The following is a 20,005-nucleotide window of genomic DNA, read 5'->3' on the forward strand; positions in this document are numbered from 1 at the left end:
GATCCACCGCACTACGCGCGAGCCAGCACCTCACGGTAGACCTGGAAGTGCTTCTCGACGCTGCTGCGCCACGAGAAGCACCGGGCCCAGCGCATGCCGGCCTCGGCTCGCTCGGCCCGCACCGCCGCCGGCAGAGCGAGGACTTCCTTCAGCGAAGCCAGCCAGGCGTCGAAGTCCTGGGGTTCGTTCGTCCAGGCCAGCGGGCCGACGAGGTCCACCAGGCTGCTCACCGGGCTGAACAGCACCGGCGTGCCCGCCGCCTGGGCCTCCACGGCCGGGAAGCCGAAGCCCTCGTACAGCGTCGGGTAGACGGCTGCCTGGGCGCCGCGGTACAGGCTCACGAGCTCGCAGTCCTCCAGGAAGGGCGCGAAATGCACCCGCCCGCGCAGCACCTCGGGGATGCGGTCCAGCGGCGCCGTGCCGGCCCCGAAGCCGCAGCCCACCAGGTGGAGGTCGTCCCGCCCGCAGCGGGCCAGCAGCTCCATGGCCCAGTCAAAGCGCTTGCGCGGCTGGGCGCCGCCCAGATAGACGAGGTAGGGCGCGTCGCCGAGGGCCTGGGCCAGCGCCGCCGGCAGCGGAGCGCGCTCCTCGCTGAAGAACTCGTCGGCGATGCCGTGCGAGATGACCGTCAGCCGGTCGGCCAGGAAGGGCCAGCGCGCCACGATGTCGCGCCGGGAGGACTCGCTGATCGTGATGACGTGGGCACAGCGCCGCAGGGCGATCTTCTGGATGTCGTGGAGGTAGAAGCGGTCCAGGCCGCGCGTGTCCTCCTCCCAGGGCACCGTGTCGTGGATGGTGACGATGGTGGGAATGGGCTGCCAGATGGGCGCGGTGTTCTCCGCGCAATGCAGGATCTGCGCGCCGGACTGCCGCAGCCGCATCGGCAGGCCGATCTGTTCCCAGAGGTGGAAGCGGTCGCCGCGGAACTCGAACACCTCCGCGCGGCCCAGCAGCGGTTCGGGCACGCGAAACGGCAGCGCCGGGTCGTGGCCGTAGGCCGTCCAGCGGATGTGGTCGGCGGCCCGGGCGTTGCGCAGGATCTCCTGCACGTAGCGGCCGGTGCCGCGCAGATGCCGCACGTTGAGGGTGCGGGCGACCATGGCGACATGCAGGTTCATGGCTGGGATGAGGCTCGAGGCGCGGCGGCCGGTCGTCCGCGCAGATGGGCCGCCAGGCGCAGGGCCAGGGCGGCGATGGTGAGGCCCGTGTTGGCGATGCCGCTGGCCGGGATGAGGGCGCCGTCGCAGACGTAGAGGTTGGCCATGCCGTGCACCCGCCCGTCGACGTCGCAGGCGCCGGCCGTGGCATCGGCCGACAGCCGGGCCGTGCCCGAGTGGTGGGCCGCCGAGCGCAGGTCGCCCTGCCAGCCGCTGAAGATGCGGGCGCTGCGCGTCACCGGCGCCAGCCAGGCCAGCACGTCCTGCACGGCCTGGTCCATGTGGTCGCGGAAGGCCTGCGGCAGCGTCCAGCAGCGCACGCCGGCCTCGCCGGCACCGTCCTGTGCAGGCTGGCTCCACACCGAGCGCTCCGGCGCCGTGGGCATCTGCGCGCACAGCAGCAGGGTGTAGTGCCGCGTCGGCAGGTGGATGCCGAACTTGAAGGACAGGATGTCGAGGATGTCGTCCCAGTGCTTGAAGAGCCTGGCGTAGTGCAGCGGGTTCCAGGGGTTGCGGCGCAGGTCGTTGAGCACGCTGCCGACCTGCTCACGCCGGCTGGCGCGGTAGTAGTTGGCCGCGGGCCGCAGCTGGAAGGACATGTGCAGCCCCGCGCGCTTGACGACCAGGGGCAGGCGCAGGTTGCCGTCCGTGCCGGGCACGCGGTAGTTCCACAGCCGGTACAGCGGCACCGTCACCTCGACCTCGCCGACGAAGGTCATGGGATGGTCCTCGTAGTGCGCGCCGGCATGGACCGCGCCGGGCAGCGGCAGGTGCCGGGCCAGCTTCTGCAGCAGCACCGGCGTGCCCAGGCCGCCGGCAGCGAGGACGAAGACATCGCCCTCGACGCGGCGCCGCTCGCCGCCCTCCTCCACCGTCAGGGCAGCGAGCGCGCCGCCATCGCCCAGCTCGAAGTCGACCACGTTGCCCCGCACGACCTCCACGCGCCCCTGGAGCTGCAGCGAGGTCCAGAGGTTGCGCGGCCAGCGCGGGTAGTACAGGCCCTGCATCAGGCCGGGCGGCAGGCCGAGTTCGCGGTAGCGCTGGCGCAGCCGCTCGATGGCCTCGCGGACGTGGGCCAGCGGGGTGTCCGCCAGCAGCTCGAAGGCCTGGGCGTAGAAGGGATCGAGCTCGGCCTTGGGAAAGGGCCAGTGCGCCGCGAAGATCTCCTCGTCGATCTCGATCAGCCCGTTGTGCCAGAGCTGGGTCGAGCCCCCGAGGCCGGCGCCGACGTGGGGCTGGGTGACGGCCGGCAGGCCCACGTCGACGACGGGGTAGCGCGGGTCCTCGACCTCGGCGCCGCGCTCGACGATGACGACGTCGTGGGTCGGCAGCAGCGCGTGGGCCAGCATGCAGCCGCCCAGGCCCGCGCCGACGATGACGGCGCGGGGCTTCATCGCGCCGCGTCGGCGTGGGCGCGCAGCCAGTCGCGCGTCAGGGCGACGCCCTGCGGGAAGTCGACGCGGGGCGCCCAGCCGAGCAGTCGCCTGGCCTTCTCGTTGGAGAAGGCGATGGGGAAGGTCTCTCGCATGACGCGGCCGAGCGGCGGCCAGGGCGCCACCGGCGGCTGCCAGCCGGCCAGGCGCTTGAGCTTGCGCCACACCCGCGCCGGGATGCCGCCGACCGGCTCGGGCGGATGCTCGGCCCAGTAGCGCTTCGCATCGGCGGCAGACAGGTCGACGAACCGCGGCGCCGGCTCGACCTGCGCCGCGAAGGCGCGTATGAATTCGCCCCAGGTGATGGCCCGGTCGGCCGTGACGAACATCGCCTCGCCCAGGGCCTCGTCGCGCACCAGAGCCGCCTCGATGGCGTCGCAGACGTCGTCCACGAAGACGGCGTTGCACAGGCCGCTTCCGCCGTCGAACAACGTCACCTCGCCGGCGCGCGCCTGGGCCAGGACCTGGCGCTCGAAATGACCGCCCAGCCCGTAGACCACCGTCGGCCGCAGGATGACCACCGACAGGTCGCCGCGGTCGTGGGCCGCCTGCACGATCTCCTCCTGCTCGGCCTTGGAGTCGGAATAGGGCTCGCCATAACGGCCGATGCGGGCGGCGGCCTCATGCGCCGCCTCGGGCCCGGGCGCCGGGCCGTGGACGGACATGGTGCTGATGTGCACGAAGCGGCGCACCTGCTGCCGCACGGCCGCCTCGACGAGATGGCGCGTCGCCTGCGGCCCGCGGTCGCCGTGGGCGAGGTGGATGACGGTGTCGCAGCCCTGCAGCGCGGACGCGAGGCTCTGCGGCTCGAGCAGGTCGGCGGCCACCGCCGCACCGCCGCCGGCCCGCATGGCCGCGGCCGCCGCCGGGCTGCGTACCAGCGCGACGTGCTGCGGGCCGCCGTGCTCCACCAGGCGCTCGCGCAACCGGCCGCCGATGTAGCCGGAGGCTCCGGTGATGAGGCATCGGGCGGGGCGCGCTGGGTTGGCTGTCATTGGATTCAGACGAGAAAACCTGGAGGGAAAGGCCGGTCGACCGGCCATCCTGGCCGGCCGGCACCGCAGCGGCCGGCATGCAGCGCGGCCCGGGCCGCGCGCAAGTCCTTCATCATAGGGGAGCACCTGGACGCCCCAGAGCGGGCGAACTGCTCAATCGCGGGGGGCCGCCCGGCCTGCGGCCGAAAAACCCGGCACTACACTGCAGCGCCTCCCAATCCCGCCGTCGCCCGCGCGACTCCGTCGAGACGCCATGCCAGCGCCTGACAGCCCGCGCCATCGCGCCCCGCTCGGCGCGGCCTCCGGCAGGCGCCCACAGAACGAGTCCGTCATGCCCGCGCACATCGCCGTCATCATCTGCACCTGGAACCGTGTCGACGTGCTCGCCGAGACCCTGACGAGCCTCGCCCAGGTGCGCGCGCCGGCGGGCGTGCCGGTCGATGTGCTGGTGGTGGACAACAACTCCCGCGACACCACCCAGGACCATCTCAAGGCCCGCCAGGCCGACTGGCCGCTGGGCCGGCTGCATGCGCTGTTCGAACCCCGCCAGGGCAAGCAGTTCGCACTGAACCGTGGCATCGCCTACGCCAAGGAACTCGGCTGCACCCTCATCGCCTTCACGGACGACGACGTCTTCTTCCCGGCCGACTGGCTGGAGGCCGTGCTGGCCGCCATGGAGGACGGGCCCGAACGACCGGCGCTGGCCGGCGGCAAGACGCGCGTCACCTGGCCGGGCGGCGAGCCCCCGCCCTGGTACCACCGCAACATGGGCGCCATCGTCGCGGAAGTCGACATCGGCGACCAGCGGCTGTGCCCGCCGCCGCCCGGCTACTCGCCGGCCGGCACCAACCTGCTGACCCGCATCGACCTCTTCGACCGCGTCGGCGGTTTTTCGGAGACGCACTTCCGCCACATGGACTACGAGTTCGGCCAGCGCGTGGCGGCGCGCGGCGAATGCGTGGCCTACGTGCCCTCGGTCTCGGTCGTGGCCCCGGTGGACCCGGCCATCGTCACGCAGCGCTACTTCCGGCGCTGGTCGCTGAAGGCCGGCATCTCGCCCTGGAAGGACATGGCCCCCGGCGTGCGTCATCTCGCGTGGGTGCCGCTGTGGCTGTACCGCCAGATGGTGCAGGACGCCCTGGCCTGGCTGGTGGCGCCGCTGCGCGGCGAGCCGCCGGCGGACCGCTTCCTGCGCGAGTTGCGCCTGTGGCGGGCCTGGGGCACGGTCGCCAGCCGCTGGATGTCCAGGCTGCGGCCCGCCGCCTATCCCGCCTGGGTGGAAGCGCGCTCCCAGAAGCGCCAGAACGTCTATTGAGATGCCGTTCGTCCTGCTCCCCCACCAGGCCAACGGCAACATCTACATCCGCGAACTGGGCCGGGCCTACGCGGCGCTGGGCTGGACGCCGATCTACGGCCCCGAGAACCTGCTCGAGGGCAACATCCGCCCGGACCTGCTCCATATGCACTGGCCCGAGGAGTTCTACCGCTGGCGCGGCGAAGGCAGCACCGCGGCCCGGGCCGAGCACTTCCTGGCCCGCCTGGAGGAGCTGAAGCGCGCCGGCGTGCCCATGGTCTGGACGGTGCACAACCTCGCCCCCCACGACATCGCCGACGCCGAGGTCGACGCGCGGGTCTACCGCGCCGTCATCGAGGCCGCCGACGCCATCCACCACCACTGCGGCTGCTCCATCGAGGCCCTGGCCGGCCGCTACGCGGTGCCGGCCGGCAAGCCGCAGTTCGTGCAGGCCCACGGCCACTACTTCTCCTACCCCAACACCATCGGCCGCGACGAGGCCCGGCGCGAGCTCGGCATTCCGGCGGACGCCCGCGTCTTCCTGCAGTTCGGCCAGATCCGCGGCTACAAGGGCCTGAACCTGCTGCTGGCCGCCTTCGACCGGCTCCAGCTCGACCGCAAGTTCCTGCTCGTGGCCGGCCTGTACACGCCGCCGACCGGGCCCGGCGCCCTGCGCGACCGGCTGCGCCTGGCCTGGCGCAAGCGCACCGCGCGCGACTTCCTGCTGCACGGCCGCCCCATCGACTCCGACCGCATCCAGGTCTACATGAACGCGGCGGACTGCGTCGTGCTCAGCCACACGGCGGGGCTCAACTCGGGCGTGGCGGTGCTGGGCATGAGCTTCGGGCGCATCGTCGTCGGGCCGCGGCTGGGCTGCATCGGCGAGACCCTGGGCGGCGAACACAACGTCAGCTACCCGGCCGGCGACGTCGATGCCCTGTGCGAGGCCATGCGGACGGCGATGGCGCGGCCCGACCCCGCCGCCGACGGCGCGGCCAACCGCCGGGCCTGCGAGGCCTGGCAGTGGACGTCCATCGCCAGCGCGGCGCTGAGCCATGCCGGCCTGGCGGCCTGACCCCATGTCCACGATGACCCAGACCGCCACCCCATCCGCCCGCCGCGCCGTCCTGTTCGCTTTCGCCCAGCGCTACTTCTCGTTCGCTCTTCAGCTGGGCACGTCCATCGTCATGGCACGGCTGCTGACGCCGCAGGAGACCGGCATCTTCTCGCTCGCGGCCACGGCCGTGGCCATCGGCGGCATCGTGCGCGAGTTCGGCATCGGCGACTACATCGTCAGCCAGAAGGAGATGACGCCCGAGAAGGTGCGCGCCGCCTTCACCGTGACCATCGGCGTGGCGTGGAGCATCGCCCTCGTCATCGCCCTGGCCGCCTACCCGCTCGCCGCGGCCTATCACGAGCCCGGCGTCGCGCACGTGATGCACATCCTGTGCCTGAACTTCATGCTGCTGCCCCTCGGGGCGACCGCCCTGGCGATGCTCGTCAAGGAACTGAAGTTCGACACCGTCTTCGTCATCCAGGCCGCCTCGGCCCTCATCGGCGCCGCGGTCACGGTCGTCTGCGCCCTCAAGGGCTTCAGCTACACCAGCCCGGCCTGGGGGTCGGTGGCCAGCATCGTCACGACCTTCGCCCTGCTGCTGGTGATGCAGCCCCATGCCGTCATGATGCGTCCGGGCCTCGGGAACCTGCGCCACGTGCTCAAGTTCGGCGGGCAGAACACCATGTCCCGCCTCGTCGAGGGCATCTCTACGCGCGCCGACGACTTCATCATCAGCGGCATGCTGGGCTTCCACAGCAGCGGCATCCTGAGCAAGTCCAACAGCCTGAACGCGGGCTTCTACACCTTCTTCGCCTCGGCCGTCGTCAGCGTGGCCTCGCCGCTGATGGCCCGCGCCCGGCATGCCGAACGCGACATCTTCGAGGACTACCGCCGCGTCACCCTGCTGATGGCCGCCGTGCAGTGGCTGTTCTTCGGCCTCATGGGCATCTGCGCCCACGAGATCATCCTGCTGCTGTTCGGGCCGGCCTGGCTGGAGGCCGTGCCCATCCTGCAGATCGGCGCCATCCAGGGCCTGATCTATTCGCCCTTCATGCTCTGCACGCCGCTGCTCACCGCCTACGGCGCCATGGGCGCGCAGCTGCGCGTCAACCTGGTGTTCGGCGTGACGCTGGCGACCTGCCTCGTCGTGGGCGCCATGCACAGCCTGGTGGCGGCCGCGGCGCTGTCGGTGCTGGCCCACGTCGTGCGCCTGCTGCTGCTGGCCGCTGCGGCGCACCGGCTTTGCGGCATCTCCACCATGGCCATCGTCCGCGGCATGGGGCCCACGGCCGTCATCGGCCTGGGCGCCGCCGCGGCCGCCTGGGCAGGCCGCTCGCTGGCCCTGTGGCTGCAGCTGCCGCTGGTCCTCAACCTGGCCCTGGCCATGGGCTGCGGCGCCCTCGCCTGCCTGGCCCTCGCCGTGGTGTTCAAGCATCCGCTGGCCCTCGAACTGAACAAGCTGCGCCGCAGGCGCGCAACCGCTACCGGCACGCCATGAAACCCGAAGTCATCGCGCTCTACCTGCCCCAGTACCACCCGATCAAGGAAAACGACGAGTGGTGGGAGCCCGGCTTCACCGAGTGGACCAACGTCACCAAGGCCAAGCCCCTCTACCGCGGGCACTACCAGCCCAACCTGCCCTCGGAGCTGGGCCTGTACGACCTGCGCGTACCCGAGGCCCGCGAGGCCCAGGCGGCGCTGGCCAAGGCGCATTCCGTCGCCGCCTTCTGCTACTACCACTACTGGTTCGGCCACGGCCGGCGCCTGCTGGAGCGCCCGCTCGACGAAGTGCTGGCCAGCGGCAAGCCCGACTTTCCCTTCATGGTCTGTTGGGCCAACCAGACCTGGTCGGGCGTCTGGCATGGCCTGGACAAGCGCATCCTGGCCGAACAGCTCTACCCGGGGCCTGAGGACGAGAAGGCCCACTTCGAGACCCTGCTGCCCGCCTTCCGCGACCGGCGCTATCTGCGCGTGAAGGGCAAGCCCGTCTTCATGGTCTACGCACCGGACGAGTTGCCCGACCCGGTCGCCTTCACCTCGCACTGGCGCCGGCTGGCCGAGCAGGCCGGCCTGCCCGGCCTGTACCTGCTGGCCGAGCACCGCGATCCCTTCTGGGATGCCCGCGCCAAGGGCTTCGACGCCTTCGTGCTCAAGCCCAGCTTCCTGCGCCGCCGCACCTGGACGCCCTGGTCCCAGCCCATCGCCAAGATCCGCAACAAGATCCTCGACTGGCTGGGCCGGCCCTCGGTGTTCGACTACGAAGCCCAGCAGCCCTATCTGCTGCCCGACCAGGCCTCGCCGCTGGCCATTCCCTGCGTGCTGCCCAACTGGGACAACACGCCGCGCAGCGGTCCGCGCGGCGTCGTGCTGGAGAACTCCACGCCGCAGAAGTTCGGTGCCGCGCTGGACCGGGCCCTGTCGCTGTGGCGCCGCCGTGAGCGCGAGGACGACTTCCTCTTCATCAAGTCCTGGAACGAATGGGCCGAAGGCAACCACCTGGAGCCGGGCCGCCGCTGGGGCCGGGCCTATCTCGAGGTGCTCGACGCCAAGGTCAAGGCCAGCGGCTGAACGCTGCCGCAAGCACGCCATGTCCCTCCACTCCCTCGACGCACACCCCCGATGAACGCTGGCCTGCAGTGGTACCTGCAAACGCTGGACCCCGCCCAGGGCCTCGGCCCGCTGCGCGCCGACTGGGACCGCCTGAACACCCGGCTGATGGCCGGCCACGGCATGCTGGATGGCGCCTTCGTCGACGCCATGCTGCGCCACTTCGGCACGGGCGGCGTGCTGCTGGCGCGCGCCGTTCGCGACGGCGAGACGGTGGCCATGCTGCTGCTGAACCGGCAGACGCGCGGCCTGGGCGTGTGGTCGAGCTACCTGCCGGCGCAGACACAGATCGGCCCCACCCTCATTCCCGCGGGGCTGGACCTGCGCGGCCTGTTCGCCGCCCTGCCCGGCTACGCCAGCGAACTCGACCTGCTGTGCAACGACCCGCGTTTCGGCGACCTGCGCGAGCTGCCCGTGCGGGCCGTGGGCAGCCTGCCGCATGCGCTGACCATGAGCGTCGCCCTGAAGGGCGCGTTCGACGACTACTGGGCACAGCGCCCGCGCAAGCTCATCCAGAACATGCGTCGCTACCTGCGGCGGCTGCAGTCCGAACCCACGCCCGAGCGCCTGGACATCGTCGGCGACCCGGCCGCCATGCCCGCGGCGGTGGCGCGTTATGCGGCGCTGGAAAGCCGCGGCTGGAAGGGCCGCGAGGGCACGGCCGTCGCCAGCGACAACCCCCAGGGGCGCTTCTACGCCGAGGTGATGGGCGATTTCGCCGCGCGGGGGGAGGCCCTGGTCTACGAGCTGTGGCTGGGCGAAGACCTGCTCGCCTCCCGCATGCTGCTGATCCGCGCCGGCATGGTCGTGATGCTCAAGACCTCGTTCGACGAGAACTTCGAGCGCTTCGCCCCCGGCCGCGTGCTGCTGCTGCGCACGCTGGAGGACCTGTTCACGCGCCTGCCCGGCGGCGTCGTGGAGTTCTACACCAACGCCGAGCCCGACCTGCTGGCCTGGTCGACCTCGCAGCGCTGGATCAACCACGTCAGCCTTTACCGCCACAGCGGCCTGCCGGCCCTCTACGGCCTGCTGCGCCGCGGCACCCGGGGCTTGCTGAGGCGCGGCAAGCGGCCGGTCGACGCCGACACGATGGCCCACCGCAGCGGCGCCAGCATCGAGGCCTATGCCGGCGTCGGCGAGCTGCCGGCCGATGCCGTGGCGCTGATGAGCCGCGCCGAGCAGCAGCGCGTCGAGTTCGGCGCCGACTGGTATGCCAACCTCGTGGAGACCGTCTATGCCCACGAGCCGGCGGGGGCCAGCGTGCGTTTCCTCGTGCTGCGCCGCCAGGGCCGCGTGCTCGCCGTGCTGCCGGTGGTGACCCAGCGCAGCGGCCTCGGGCGCGAGGTGAGCGCCCTGTCCAACTTCTACACCGCCATCTACGCGCCAGCGCTGGAGGACGACCTCGACGCCGACGACCTGCTGCCGCTCACTCGCGCCCTGCGCCGCGACAGCGGCCGGGCCGCGGCCTACCGCTTCGCGCCCATGGACCCGCAGTCGCGCGAGTTCGCCCTGCTCAAGCGCGCCCTGGCCCTGGCCGGCCTGAGCACGCATGCCTACTTCGCCTTCGGCAACTGGTTCGAGCCCGTCCGCCAGGACTGGGCCGGCTACCTGAAGGAGCGCAGCAGCAAGATGCGCAACACCATCAAGCGCATGGGCAAGCGCTTCGCCCAGGAGGGCGGCACGCTGGAGATCGTGCAGGGCGGCGAGCGCCTGGAGGCCGGCATCGCGGCCTTCCAGTCGGTGTACGCCAACAGCTGGAAGAACGCCGAGCCCTACCCCGACTTCGTCCCCGGCCTGGCCCGCCTGTGCGCCCGGCGCGGCTGGCTGCGCCTGGGCATCGCCTGGCTGGACGGCGTGCCGACGGCGGCCCAGCTCTGGATCACCGCCCACGGCCGCGCCAACATCGTCAAGGTGGCCTACGACGAGCGCTTCAAGGCGCTCACCTCGGGCACCCTCGTGACCGCCCTGCTGATGGAATACGCCCTCGACACCGACCGCGTGACCGAGGTCGACTACCTCATCGGCGACGACCCCTACAAGGCCACCTGGATGAGCGAGCGCCGCGAGCGCTTCGGCCTGGTCGCCTACGACCCGCTGACCCTGCGCGGCCTCATCGGCCTGGCCCGCCAGGCCGTGGGCGAGACCTGGCGCCGCCTGCGCCCCAAACCCGCGCCCCGGCCCGACAATCCGCCCGCCTGAATCCCGAGCGACGACCCAGATGCAAGCCCACGACCTGCCGCCCGACACGCCCTTCGCCTCCGGCACCCCGCGCTTCGCCGCCCCGGCTCCCGACGCCCTGCAGTCCTGGCGCCAGGCCTATGCCGCCAAGGGCGTCGCCTGCGCGGCCGACGTGGGCGGCGAGTTCGCCGTGGCCCTGGACCTGCCCGGCGGCGGCGCCTACCTCGCCGTGGACCGCTTCGCGGTGCACAGCCTGTGCTACGCCGTGCACGACGGCCGCCTGCACTACGCCACGCGCGCCGACGTGCTGGCCCGCCGGCTGGGCATCCGCGACATCGACCCGCAGGCCATCTTCAACTACCTCTTCCATCACTGCATCCCCTCGCCGCGCACCATCTACGCCGGCATCCTGCGCCTGCCTCCGGCCCACTACGCGCGCTTCGAGAACGGCCAGCTCACCGTCGCCCCCTACTGGACGGCCCGCTTCGACGAGCTGGCCCAGCCGAGCTTCGACGCCCTGCGCGAGGAGTTCCGCGGCATCCTGCGCACCGCCGTCAAGGAGCGCCTGGACGGCGCCGGCCAGACGGCCTGCTTCCTCAGCGGCGGCACCGACAGCTCCACCGTCTGCGGCCTGCTGGGCGAGGCCACGGGCCGCGCACCGGCGAGTTATTCCATCGGCTTCGAGGCCGAGGGCTACGACGAGATGGCCTACGCCCGCATCGCCGCCAAGGCCTTCGGCGCCCAGCACCACGAGTACTACGTGACGCCGGCCGACCTCGTCAAGGCCATCCCCGACGTGGCGGCCCACTACGACCAGCCCTTCGGCAACTCCTCGGCCGTGCCGGCCTTCTACTGCGCGAGCAAGGCCCGCGCCGACGGCTACACCCGCATGCTGGCGGGCGACGGCGGCGACGAGCTCTTCGGCGGCAACACCCGCTACGCCAAGGAGAGGGTCTTCCACGTCTACAGCCAGATCCCGTCGCCGCTGCGCGCCGGCGTGCTGCATCCGCTGTTCATGAACCCGGTCACCGGCAGCATCCCGCTGCTCAAGAAGGGCACCAGCTACATCCGCCAGGCCCGCGTGCCCATGCCCGACCGCATGCAGAGCTACAACCTGCTGGACCGCCTCGGCCTCGCGGACGTGCTGACGCCGGCCTTCCTCGCCGCCGTGGACACCGATGCCCCGCGCCAGCACCAGCGCGCCACCTGGGCCGCCGGCCCGCACGACGCCAGCCTCGTCAACCAGATGCTCGCCTTCGACTGGCGCTACACCCTGGCCGAGAACGACCTGCCCAAGGTCGTCGGCACCACGGCCATGGCCGGCGTGGACGTGAGCTTCCCGCTGCTGGACACACGGCTGCTGGACTTCTCCCTCAAGCTGCCCACGAGCTACAAGCTCAAGGGCCTGAAGCTGCGCTGGTTCTTCAAGGAAGCCCTGCGCGGCTTCCTGCCCGACGAGATCCTCACCAAGAAGAAGCACGGCTTCGGCCTGCCCTTCGGCCCCTGGGCCGTCAAGGACGCGGCCCTCAACGCCCTGGCGGCCGAGTCGCTGCGCGGCGTGGTCGCCCGCGGCCTGGTGCGTGCCGACTTCGTCGAAAGCCTGCTGACGCGCCGCCTCAAGGAGCACGCCGGCTACTACGGCGAGATGGTGTGGATCCTGATGATGCTGGAGCAGTGGCTGCGCCGGCATGCGCCGGACTACCGGCTGGCCTGACCCTGGGCCCGGGCCTCAGGCAGCCAGGGCCCGCGCCAGCGCCGCGACGACCTCGTCCTGCTGGGCGTCGGTGAGGTCGGCGCTCATGGGCAGGCTCATCACGCGCCGCGCCGCGGCGATGCTGTGGGGGCAGGCGTCCGCCTCGGCGTAGCGCGCGTAGGCGGGCTGGTGATGCAGCGGGCGCGGGTAGTGCACGGCGGTCGGGATGCCGGCCTGCTTCAGGCGCGCCTGCACCGCCTCGCGGTCGTCCACGAAGACGGTGTACTGGGCCCAGACGCAGTCGCGGTCCTCGCGCACGGCCAGCAGCTGCAGCGCCGGCACCGCCGCCTGCAGCTTGCGCCGGTAGGCCTCACCCAGCTGCAGCCGGCGGGCGATCTCCCACTCGAAGCGGTCCAGCTTGCCCAGCACGACGGCGCATTGCAGCGTGTCCATGCGCCCACCCACGCCCAGCCGCGTGTGCAGGTAGCGCTGGCTCTGGCCATGCGTGCGGATCTCGCGGCAGGCCTGGGCGAGGCGGTCGTCGCTGGTGAAGATGGCGCCGCCGTCGCCATAGCAGCCCAGGGGCTTGCTCGGGAAGAAGCTGGTACAGCCGAAGGTCGAGAGGTTGCAGCTCTTCCTGGAGCCGTAGCTCGCGCCGAAACTCTGCGCCGCGTCCTCGATGACGGCCAGGCCGTGGCGGGCGGCGACGGCGTTGATGGCGTCCATGTCGGCCACCTGGCCGTACAGGCTCACCGGCATGACGGCACGGGTGCGCGGCGTGATGGCGGCCTCGACGAGACGGGCATCGAGGTTGGCCGTGTCGGGCTCGATGTCGACGAAGACCGGCACGCCGCCGGCCAGCACGATCATCTCGGCCGTGGCGGCGAAGGTGAAGGGGCTGGTGACGACCTCGTCACCGGGCTGCAGGTCCAGGGCCATCAGCGCGATGAGCAGGGCCTCGGTGCCGCTGGCCACGCTGATGCAGTGGCGGGCGCCGGTGTAGGCGCACAGCGCGGCCTCCATCTCCTTCACCTCGGGGCCGAGGATGTACTGGCCATGGTCCAGCACCTTCTGGATGCGGGCGTTGATGTTGTCGCGCAGGGCCGCGTACTGGCTCTTGAGGTCGATGAAGTCCATGCGGTGTCGATTCAGAACGTGCCCGGAGGCGCTTGGATGTCCGTCAGTTCAAGCTGACCGGTACGCGCCACCAGCCGATACACCTCGTGGGTCGTGGGGCACTGAGCGTAGACGATGTCGGCCCCCGGAGGCGGCTTCACCGGCAGCGGCAGGCGCTCGCCGTGCCGGCTCATCCACCCGATCTGCCGCGCCGGCACGCCCACCATCAGGGCGAAGTCGGGCACGTCGCGGTTGACGACAGCCCCGGCGCCGACGAAGGCGTGGCGGCCGATGGTCGTGCCGCAGACGATGGTGCAGTTCGCGCCCAGCGTCGCCCCCTGGCGCACGAGGGTGCGGCGGTACTCGTCCTTGCGGGCGACGGCCGAGCGCGGGTTGTAGACGTTGGTGAACACCATGCTCGGGCCGCAGAAGACGTCGTCCTCCAGCGTGACGGCGTCGTAGACCGACACGTTGTTCTGGATCTTGACGTTGTCGCCGATGCTCACGTCGTTGCCGACGTAGACGTTCTGGCCGAAGGAGCAGCTCCGGCCGATGCGCGCGCCGGCCGAGATGTGCACGAAGTGCCAGACCCGGCAGCCGTCGCCGAGCTGGGCGCCTTCGTCGACGATGGCGCTGGGGTGGATGGTGGTGGTCATCAGTAGTTGAGCGGCAGGTTCACGCGCTTGCCGTCGCGGGCGCTCATGTACATGGCGATCAGCAGCTCCAGCGACTTCAGGCCCTCGCGGCCGTCGGTCTCGGCCTGGGCCTCGCCGCGCAGCGTGCGGATGACGTTGTCGTAGTAGAGCGGATGGCCGAAGCCGTAGACGGAGGTGGTCTGGTAGCTGGCGTCGTCGATGAGGGCATCCATCTCGTGCGGCGTGTCGAACTGCCAGTGCTGGATCTCGTTGACCGCCAGGCCGCCGACGCGCACCGTGCCCTTCTCGCCCAGCAGGGTGATGGAGCCTTCGTAGTTCTTCGGGTAGGTCAGCATGCTGACGTTGACCGTGCCCATGGCGCCGTTGCGCCATTTCAGCGCCGCCACGCCGCTGTCCTCGACCTCGATGTTGCGGGCCAGGGTGCCGGTGTAGGCCATGACGCTCTCCACCGGCCCGCAGATCCAGTCCAGCAGGTCGACGTAGTGGCTGGCCTGGTTCATGAAGGCGCCGCCGTCGAACTCCCAGGTGCCGCGCCACTCGGCGCTGTCGTAGTAGGCCTGCGGGCGGCTCCAGAAGACGTTGACCGCAACGTTGTAGAGCCGGCCAAAGCGGCCTTCGGCCACCGCGCGCTTGAGCAGCTGCAGCGTGGGGTTGCGGCGGTTCTGCTTGACGACGAAGAGGCGCACGCCGGCGTCGTCGCAGGCCTTGACCATGGCCAGGCCGTCCTGCCAGCGCGTGGCCATGGGCTTTTCGGTCATCACGTCGAGGCCGGCGCGCGCGGCCTCGATGGCCTGACGCGGGTGCAGGCCGCTGGGCGTGGCGAGCACGGCGCAGTCGATGCCGAGCTGGCCCTGGGCGGCGAGCAGTTCGGCCAGCGAGGCGAAGCCGCGGGCCCCGGTCTTGGCCACCGCCGCCTGCAGGGCGGCCGGGTCGGTGTCGCAGACGGCCACGAGTTCGGCACGCTCGGCGTGCTTGCGGACCGCCTCCATGTGGTTCTGGGCGATGCGGCCGCAGCCGATCAGCGCGAAGCGCACGCGGCGGCCGGTGACGGGGGGACGGGACTGTTGCATGCGGGTCGGCGGGAAAGCAGGGAGGCGGCCCGCATTGTCCGCCGCCCGGCGGGCGCTCCGGGTCGCCCGCCCGTCAATTCGACAGGTTGCGCACCAGCCTCAGGCCGAACTTGAGCCGGCCCCGGTCCCAGGGCGTGAAGCGGGGGATCTGGAAGACGTCGTCGCCGCGGCGGGCGGTGGCCCAGCGCGTGGACACGGCGGCGTCGAAGCCCAGCTCGCGCACGATGCCGGGGTGGACCTCGGGCAGGTAGTCGGTGCCCGGCTTGCCGTTCGGGTAGGCGAAGAGGCCGACCTTCTCGCCCAGCAGGGCCTGCAGCGCATCGCGGCTGCGCTCGATCTCGTCGGCAGCCTCGCGCGGCGCCAACGTGGCGAGGATGGGATGGCTGACGGTGTGGGCGCCGATCTGCATGCCGGCGTCGCGCAGGGCCTTCACCTGGGCGCTCGTCATCATCAGGTCGCCGGGCGGCGCGACCTCGGCACGCGCGGCGATGGCGTCCACGCAGGCGACCCGCGGCTCGGGCGGCAGGTATTTGACGCGGCCGATCAGCCGGCCCAGCGCCTCGCGGCGGCTGGCGGTGTCGCCCAGCGGATGCCGGCCGAGGTCCTGGCCCTGGCCGTCCACCAGGCCGCGCAGGTCCAGCTCGGGCCGCGCGCTGCGGCGCACAGACTCGATCAGCGTGTCGTTCCACATGCGCCCGCCGTCCAGGAAGCCCGTGGCGACGAAGAAGCTGCAGGGCAGCCCGTGCCGGCGCAGCAGCGGCAGGGCCACGTCGTGGTTGTCGGCATAGCCGTCGTCGAAGCTCAGCGCCGCGGCGCGTGCCGGCAGGCTGCCCTCGGCCAGGCGGCGGGCGGCCTCGTCCAGCGGCAGCACGTTGAACCACGACCCGACCCAGCCCAGCAGCTCGTCGAAGCGGGCGGCGTCGACCTCGTCGGGAAAGAGCGGGTCGGGCTCGCGCAGCACGCGGTGGAAGATGAGCACGTTCAGGCGCGCACGCGCACCCGCCGGTGACAACAGGCTGAACAGCGGTTTCATGGCAGCAGGGGGGCCCGGTTCTTCTTCTGGAAGCGCTTCTTGAGGAAGTCGGGCCAGTAGACGACCGGCTCCGCCTTCTCCTTCAGCCACTCCTTGCGGTCCAGCCAGCGCCGGCCGAGGACGGCGAGGATGAGCAGGTTGTACGGGAAGTCCCAGTAGCTCAGGCTCAGGAAGGCCCCGCCCACGGCATAGCCGGCCAGGCTCACCTGCAGCATGCCGCCGAGGTCGGACAGCCACTGCGTCTCGGGCTGCTTCCTGCCCTGCTTGCGCAGGTAGCCGCCGGTGAACCACACCATGGTGAACAGCGTCAGGAACAGGAAGAGCCCGACGAAGCCCTGCTCGCCCATCACCATGAAGTAGATGCTGTGGGCGGCGTGCACGTTCAGGGGGTCGGGGCCGTAGATGACGAAGATGGGTGCCGTCCAGATGTAGAAGCCGCCGCCGAAGAAGTTGGACTTGGCCAGGTTCCAGGCCATGCCCCAGGCGTTGATGCGGCCCATGGCGGACTCGTCCTGCTGGTAGGTCTTGATGGTGTTCATGCGCTCCCACCATTCGGCCGGCATGACCGACAGCAGCGCCACCGCCACGACCACCATCACCACCGCGCCCACGACCTTGTTCTTGCCGCGCCACCACAGCACCAGGGCCATGGCCGCGATGGCCAGCAGGGCGCCACGCGAATGGCTGCCCAGGGCTGCCATGGCCATCAGCACCATGCAGACCGTCATGGTCGTCTTGGCCCACTTGGCGGTCATCTGCATCTGCAGGAAGCGCATCAACGGGATGGTCATGACGATGGCCAGCGCCACCTCGTTGTTGCCCTCGATGTAGGTGTTCTCGGGGCCCCAGACCTTGTAGCTGCCGCCGGTCAGCACCGTGAAGGCACCGCCCTTGACGCCGAAGAAGCCGATGGAGATCACCAGCACCCAGGTCAGCAGCATCATGTGGCGCTTGCTGTGCAGCAGCACCATGGCCACGAGGATCATCAGGTCGATCTTCATGACCCGCTTCCACAGGTCGAAGCTGTCGTCGAAGAGCATGGAGAAGGGCAGCGTGATGCACATCCAGGCCATGAAGAGCATCAGCGTGATGCCCTCGCGGCTCTGCGAGTAGTCGCGCCTGTCCTTGGTGGCGAACAGGCCGATCAGCGTCGCGCCGCCCACGGCCGCGGCGAAGGGCATGTCGCGCAGCGCCCAGCTGAGCTGGTGGGGGTTCATGATGCTGAGCCAGGTCCAGCCCAGGATGCCGATCCACGGCCGGCGGAAGGCCTGGACGAAGATCCAGCCGAGGATGACCAGCAGGACGAGGTCACGCATGGGAGACACCTCCGGCCAGGTCCCGCATCAGCGACGCGAGTTGCGCGGCACTGCGGGCCCAGGAGAAATTGAGGGCGAACTGCCGGATGGCAGCCCGGTCGGGGTCGCGCGGCAGCCAGCGGCGCAGCGCCTCGGCGATGGCGGCGGCCGAGCGCTCGGCCAGCAGTTCGCCGGCCGCGGGCGCGCCCTCCAGCACCTCCGGGATGCCGCCCACCGCCGTCGCCAGCACCGGCGTGCCGCAGGCCAGGGCCTCCAGCAGTGCATTGGGCAGGCCCTCGCGGCTGGAGGGCAGCAGGAAGAGGTCGGCCGCGGCATACCAGGTGCCGAGGTCGGCATTGGCCACGGCGCCCAGCAGCCGCACGCGGCCCGCCAGGCCGAGGCGCTCGATCTGCGCCTGCAGCCCGGCGCGCTCGGGGCCTTCGCCGGCGATCACCAGCTGCAGGCCGGGCCAGTCCTGCGACAGCGCGTGGACCGCGTCGACGATCAGCGCATGGCCCTTGAGTTCGAGCAGGTTGCCCACGCTCAGCAGCAGCGGTGCGGAGGCATCCAGCCCGAGGGCGGCCCGGGCCGCGCCGCGGTCCTGCGGCGCGAAGCGGTCCAGGTCGACGCCGTTGCGGATGACGTGCAGCTTGCGATCCGGCACGCCCCATCCGCGCAGGATGTCCACCAGGGCCTGGCTGACGCCGACGCAGGCGCCGGCCTGCTCGCAGGCGTCCAGCATGCGGCGCCGGGCGAGCGGGTCCTGGCCGATGAGATTGAGGTCCGAACCCCGCGCGGTGATCATCAGCGGCTTGCCGTAGCGCCGCGCAAGCTGGGCGGCGGCCACGCCGTCGGGGTAGAAGTAGTGGGCGTCGATCAGGTCGAACTCCAGGCCGTGGCGGTCGATCCACCGGGCCGAGGCGCGGGCCATGGCGTCGGGCTGCCAGCGCATGCCCACCTTGGGCAGCATCAGGTAGCGCGGATGGCCGACCGGCTGGCCCTGCCAGTCCTCGCGGCGCGGCGTGCGCGCCCAGGCGGCGTACTCGCCAAAGGCCGGCGACGTGACCGGGAACCAGGGCACGGGGGCGATCACGTCGGCGTCGATGTCATGGCGACGGCGCAGTTCGCGCAGCCGGGCCGCGACGAAGAGCCCGTGGTGCGGCCGGGCGCTGCTGGGGAAGAGCGACGAGAAGGTCAGCAGCTTCAAGCGCTTCACGCCGCCCCCGCGGCCTGGGCGGCCTCGGCCAGGATGCCGCCGAAGACCTCGGCCGCGACGCGGTGGCCAAAGCGCGCCTCCACCAGCTCGCGCGCCGCCCGCGACAGCGCCAGGCGCAGCTCGGCGTCGGCCAGCAGCCTGAGCGTGGCCTCGGCCAGCGCCTCGGCGCCATCGGCGCGCAGGAAGTGGGTGCCGTCCTCGACGTCCAGCCCCTCGATGCCGATGGTGGTGGACACCACCGGCAGGCCCATGGCCATGGCCTCGAAGGCCTTGATGCGCGTGCCCCCGCCCACCCTCAGCGGGATGACGAAGGCCTGGGCGTCGCGGGCATGGTCGCGCACGTCGTCGACGAAGCCGGTGAAGCTCACGCCGGGCAGGTTGCGCTGCACCAGCGAGGCGGGCGGGTTCTTGCCGACGACGCGCAGCCGGGCACCCGGCACCGCGGCGCGCACCCGCGGCCACACCTCCTCGATGTAGAAGCGGATGCCGTCGACATTGGCTTCCCAGTCCATGGAGCCGGTGAAGACGACGGTGGGTTCGCCGGCCGCCGGGGCCTGCCAGGAGAAGAAGTCCAGGTCGACGCCGGTCGGGATGGCGCGCGCCGTGCGCAGGCCGTCGTTCTTCTCGAACATCCGCGCGTCGCGCTCGGAGACGGTGACGACGCGCGTGAAGCCGGCCAGGGCCTCGCGCTCGAAGCGGCGCATCTTGGCGGCCTGCGAGGCCCAGAGCCAGCGCAGCGGCGCGCTCGCCGCCGTCTTGGCATGGCGCTCGAAGATCTCGGCCTCGACGTTGTGCGTGAAGCAGACCGTGGCGCCCTCCAGGCCGCGCGGACGCAGCACCGCGGCGTGCACGAAGTCGAAGACGACCACGTCGAAGCGCTCGGCGGCCAGGGCCTGCTCCACCGCGGCGAGGGCGGCCGGCGTGCGGTCGGCGGCGACGTTGATGGGCAGCGAGGACAGCAGGTCGGGCGCGCGCTGCCAGCGTGGCCGCGGCGGGCTCGGCGCCCAGCCGACGAAGCGGTGGCACAGCCGGTCGAGCTCGCCCTGCCACTGGGCCTGCTGCGAGGCCGTGGCCGGCGACAGCAGCGTGATGTCGAAGCGGCCGCTTTCCTTGAGGCCGCGCAGGATGTTGCCCGTGCGGATCTTCCCGCCGGCATCGGCCGGGAAGAGGAAGACCGGCGAGACGAACGCGACCTTCAAGGGGCC

16 protein-coding genes are annotated in these 20,005 nt (G+C 71.5%); 6 read left to right on the plus strand and 10 right to left on the minus strand.

The window, feature by feature from the left end:
- Nucleotides 1-11 precede the first annotated feature (11 nt).
- Genes LXT12_RS05350 through LXT12_RS05360 form a run of 3 tightly spaced genes read right to left on the minus strand, consistent with a single transcriptional unit; the run spans nt 12 to nt 3,585 of the window.
- Nucleotides 12-1,118 carry a glycosyltransferase family 4 protein gene (locus LXT12_RS05350; RefSeq protein ID WP_233390194.1) on the minus strand — a complete coding sequence of 369 codons (1,107 nt, stop codon included), beginning with the start codon at nt 1,116-1,118 and terminating at the stop codon, nt 12-14.
- The gene (locus LXT12_RS05355; RefSeq protein ID WP_233390196.1) at nt 1,115-2,551 is read right to left on the minus strand and encodes a GMC oxidoreductase; all 1,437 of its coding nucleotides are present in this window, start codon (nt 2,549-2,551) and stop codon (nt 1,115-1,117) included. Before LXT12_RS05355 ends, LXT12_RS05350 begins: the two co-directional genes overlap by 4 nt.
- On the minus strand, nt 2,548-3,585 hold the full coding sequence (locus LXT12_RS05360; protein WP_233390198.1) for an NAD-dependent epimerase/dehydratase family protein: 1,038 nt from the start codon (nt 3,583-3,585) through the stop codon (nt 2,548-2,550). The genes LXT12_RS05355 and LXT12_RS05360 overlap by 4 nt, the downstream gene beginning before the upstream one ends.
- Nucleotides 3,586-3,916: 331 nt before the next feature.
- Here LXT12_RS05360 and LXT12_RS05365 point away from each other — a divergent pair, with 331 nt between their 5' ends.
- From LXT12_RS05365 to LXT12_RS05390, 6 genes are read left to right on the plus strand one after another with little or no spacing between them, the layout of a single operon-like run.
- On the plus strand, nt 3,917-4,900 hold the full coding sequence (locus tag LXT12_RS05365) for a glycosyltransferase family 2 protein (protein WP_233390200.1): 984 nt from the start codon (nt 3,917-3,919) through the stop codon (nt 4,898-4,900).
- Nucleotide 4,901: 1 nt separating this feature from the next.
- Nucleotides 4,902-5,954, plus strand: coding sequence for a glycosyltransferase (locus tag LXT12_RS05370; protein WP_233390202.1), 1,053 nt, complete (start codon nt 4,902-4,904; stop codon nt 5,952-5,954).
- Nucleotides 5,955-5,967: 13 nt separating this feature from the next.
- A complete protein-coding gene (locus LXT12_RS05375) occupies nt 5,968-7,434 on the plus strand; it encodes an oligosaccharide flippase family protein (protein ID WP_233390204.1) in 1,467 nt (488 codons plus the stop codon).
- On the plus strand, nt 7,431-8,504 hold the full coding sequence (locus LXT12_RS05380; RefSeq protein ID WP_233390205.1) for a glycosyltransferase WbsX family protein: 1,074 nt from the start codon (nt 7,431-7,433) through the stop codon (nt 8,502-8,504). Before LXT12_RS05375 ends, LXT12_RS05380 begins: the two co-directional genes overlap by 4 nt.
- 51 nt (nt 8,505-8,555) lie before the next feature.
- Complete coding sequence (locus tag LXT12_RS05385; protein ID WP_233390207.1) at nt 8,556-10,742, plus strand: GNAT family N-acetyltransferase; 2,187 nt, start codon at nt 8,556-8,558, stop codon at nt 10,740-10,742.
- A 19-nt stretch (nt 10,743-10,761) separates the two neighbouring features.
- A complete protein-coding gene (locus LXT12_RS05390) occupies nt 10,762-12,435 on the plus strand; it encodes an asparagine synthetase B family protein (protein ID WP_233390209.1) in 1,674 nt (557 codons plus the stop codon).
- A gap of 15 nt (nt 12,436-12,450) precedes the next feature.
- Here LXT12_RS05390 and LXT12_RS05395 read toward each other — a convergent pair whose 3' ends face one another.
- The 7 genes from LXT12_RS05395 to LXT12_RS05425 all read right to left on the minus strand — a co-directional run bounded on the left by LXT12_RS05395 (nt 12,451) and on the right by LXT12_RS05425 (nt 19,999).
- Nucleotides 12,451-13,551, minus strand: coding sequence for a DegT/DnrJ/EryC1/StrS family aminotransferase (locus LXT12_RS05395; RefSeq protein WP_233390212.1), 1,101 nt, complete (start codon nt 13,549-13,551; stop codon nt 12,451-12,453).
- Nucleotides 13,552-13,562: 11 nt separating this feature from the next.
- Nucleotides 13,563-14,186, minus strand: coding sequence for an acyltransferase (locus tag LXT12_RS05400; RefSeq protein ID WP_233390213.1), 624 nt, complete (start codon nt 14,184-14,186; stop codon nt 13,563-13,565).
- A complete protein-coding gene (locus LXT12_RS05405; RefSeq protein ID WP_233390215.1) occupies nt 14,186-15,256 on the minus strand; it encodes a Gfo/Idh/MocA family protein in 1,071 nt (356 codons plus the stop codon). Before LXT12_RS05405 ends, LXT12_RS05400 begins: the two co-directional genes overlap by 1 nt.
- 73 nt (nt 15,257-15,329) lie before the next feature.
- Nucleotides 15,330-16,289: a polysaccharide deacetylase family protein gene (locus LXT12_RS05410; protein ID WP_233390217.1), complete on the minus strand. Its 960-nt coding sequence runs from the start codon at nt 16,287-16,289 to the stop codon at nt 15,330-15,332.
- Nucleotides 16,286-17,605: a putative O-glycosylation ligase, exosortase A system-associated gene (locus LXT12_RS05415; protein WP_233390220.1), complete on the minus strand. Its 1,320-nt coding sequence runs from the start codon at nt 17,603-17,605 to the stop codon at nt 16,286-16,288. The genes LXT12_RS05410 and LXT12_RS05415 overlap by 4 nt, the downstream gene beginning before the upstream one ends.
- A complete protein-coding gene (locus tag LXT12_RS05420; RefSeq protein ID WP_233390222.1) occupies nt 17,598-18,800 on the minus strand; it encodes a glycosyltransferase in 1,203 nt (400 codons plus the stop codon). Before LXT12_RS05420 ends, LXT12_RS05415 begins: the two co-directional genes overlap by 8 nt.
- Nucleotides 18,797-19,999 carry a glycosyltransferase family 4 protein gene (locus tag LXT12_RS05425; RefSeq protein WP_233390224.1) on the minus strand — a complete coding sequence of 401 codons (1,203 nt, stop codon included), beginning with the start codon at nt 19,997-19,999 and terminating at the stop codon, nt 18,797-18,799. The genes LXT12_RS05420 and LXT12_RS05425 overlap by 4 nt, the downstream gene beginning before the upstream one ends.
- Nucleotides 20,000-20,005: the final 6 nt, after the last annotated feature.

It is taken from the genome of Pelomonas caseinilytica, assembly GCF_021353235.1.
Lineage (GTDB): Bacteria > Pseudomonadota > Gammaproteobacteria > Burkholderiales > Burkholderiaceae_C > Pelomonas > Pelomonas caseinilytica.

What these genes read in the sequence shown, in the direction of transcription:
- LXT12_RS05410 (WP_233390217.1), bottom strand. Translation starts at nt 16,289, where the DNA reads ATGAAACCGCTGTTCAGCCTGTTGTCACCGGCGGGTGCGCGTGCGCGC.
- LXT12_RS05405 (WP_233390215.1), bottom strand. Translation starts at nt 15,256, where the DNA reads ATGCAACAGTCCCGTCCCCCCGTCACCGGCCGCCGCGTGCGCTTCGCG.
- LXT12_RS05385 (WP_233390207.1), top strand. Translation starts at nt 8,556, where the DNA reads ATGAACGCTGGCCTGCAGTGGTACCTGCAAACGCTGGACCCCGCCCAG.
- LXT12_RS05350 (WP_233390194.1), bottom strand. Translation starts at nt 1,118, where the DNA reads ATGAACCTGCATGTCGCCATGGTCGCCCGCACCCTCAACGTGCGGCAT.
- LXT12_RS05370 (WP_233390202.1), top strand. Translation starts at nt 4,902, where the DNA reads ATGCCGTTCGTCCTGCTCCCCCACCAGGCCAACGGCAACATCTACATC.
- LXT12_RS05360 (WP_233390198.1), bottom strand. Translation starts at nt 3,585, where the DNA reads ATGACAGCCAACCCAGCGCGCCCCGCCCGATGCCTCATCACCGGAGCC.
- LXT12_RS05365 (WP_233390200.1), top strand. Translation starts at nt 3,917, where the DNA reads ATGCCCGCGCACATCGCCGTCATCATCTGCACCTGGAACCGTGTCGAC.
- LXT12_RS05395 (WP_233390212.1), bottom strand. Translation starts at nt 13,551, where the DNA reads ATGGACTTCATCGACCTCAAGAGCCAGTACGCGGCCCTGCGCGACAAC.
- LXT12_RS05380 (WP_233390205.1), top strand. Translation starts at nt 7,431, where the DNA reads ATGAAACCCGAAGTCATCGCGCTCTACCTGCCCCAGTACCACCCGATC.
- LXT12_RS05375 (WP_233390204.1), top strand. Translation starts at nt 5,968, where the DNA reads ATGACCCAGACCGCCACCCCATCCGCCCGCCGCGCCGTCCTGTTCGCT.
- LXT12_RS05400 (WP_233390213.1), bottom strand. Translation starts at nt 14,186, where the DNA reads ATGACCACCACCATCCACCCCAGCGCCATCGTCGACGAAGGCGCCCAG.
- LXT12_RS05390 (WP_233390209.1), top strand. Translation starts at nt 10,762, where the DNA reads ATGCAAGCCCACGACCTGCCGCCCGACACGCCCTTCGCCTCCGGCACC.
- LXT12_RS05355 (WP_233390196.1), bottom strand. Translation starts at nt 2,551, where the DNA reads ATGAAGCCCCGCGCCGTCATCGTCGGCGCGGGCCTGGGCGGCTGCATG.
- LXT12_RS05415 (WP_233390220.1), bottom strand. Translation starts at nt 17,605, where the DNA reads ATGCGTGACCTCGTCCTGCTGGTCATCCTCGGCTGGATCTTCGTCCAG.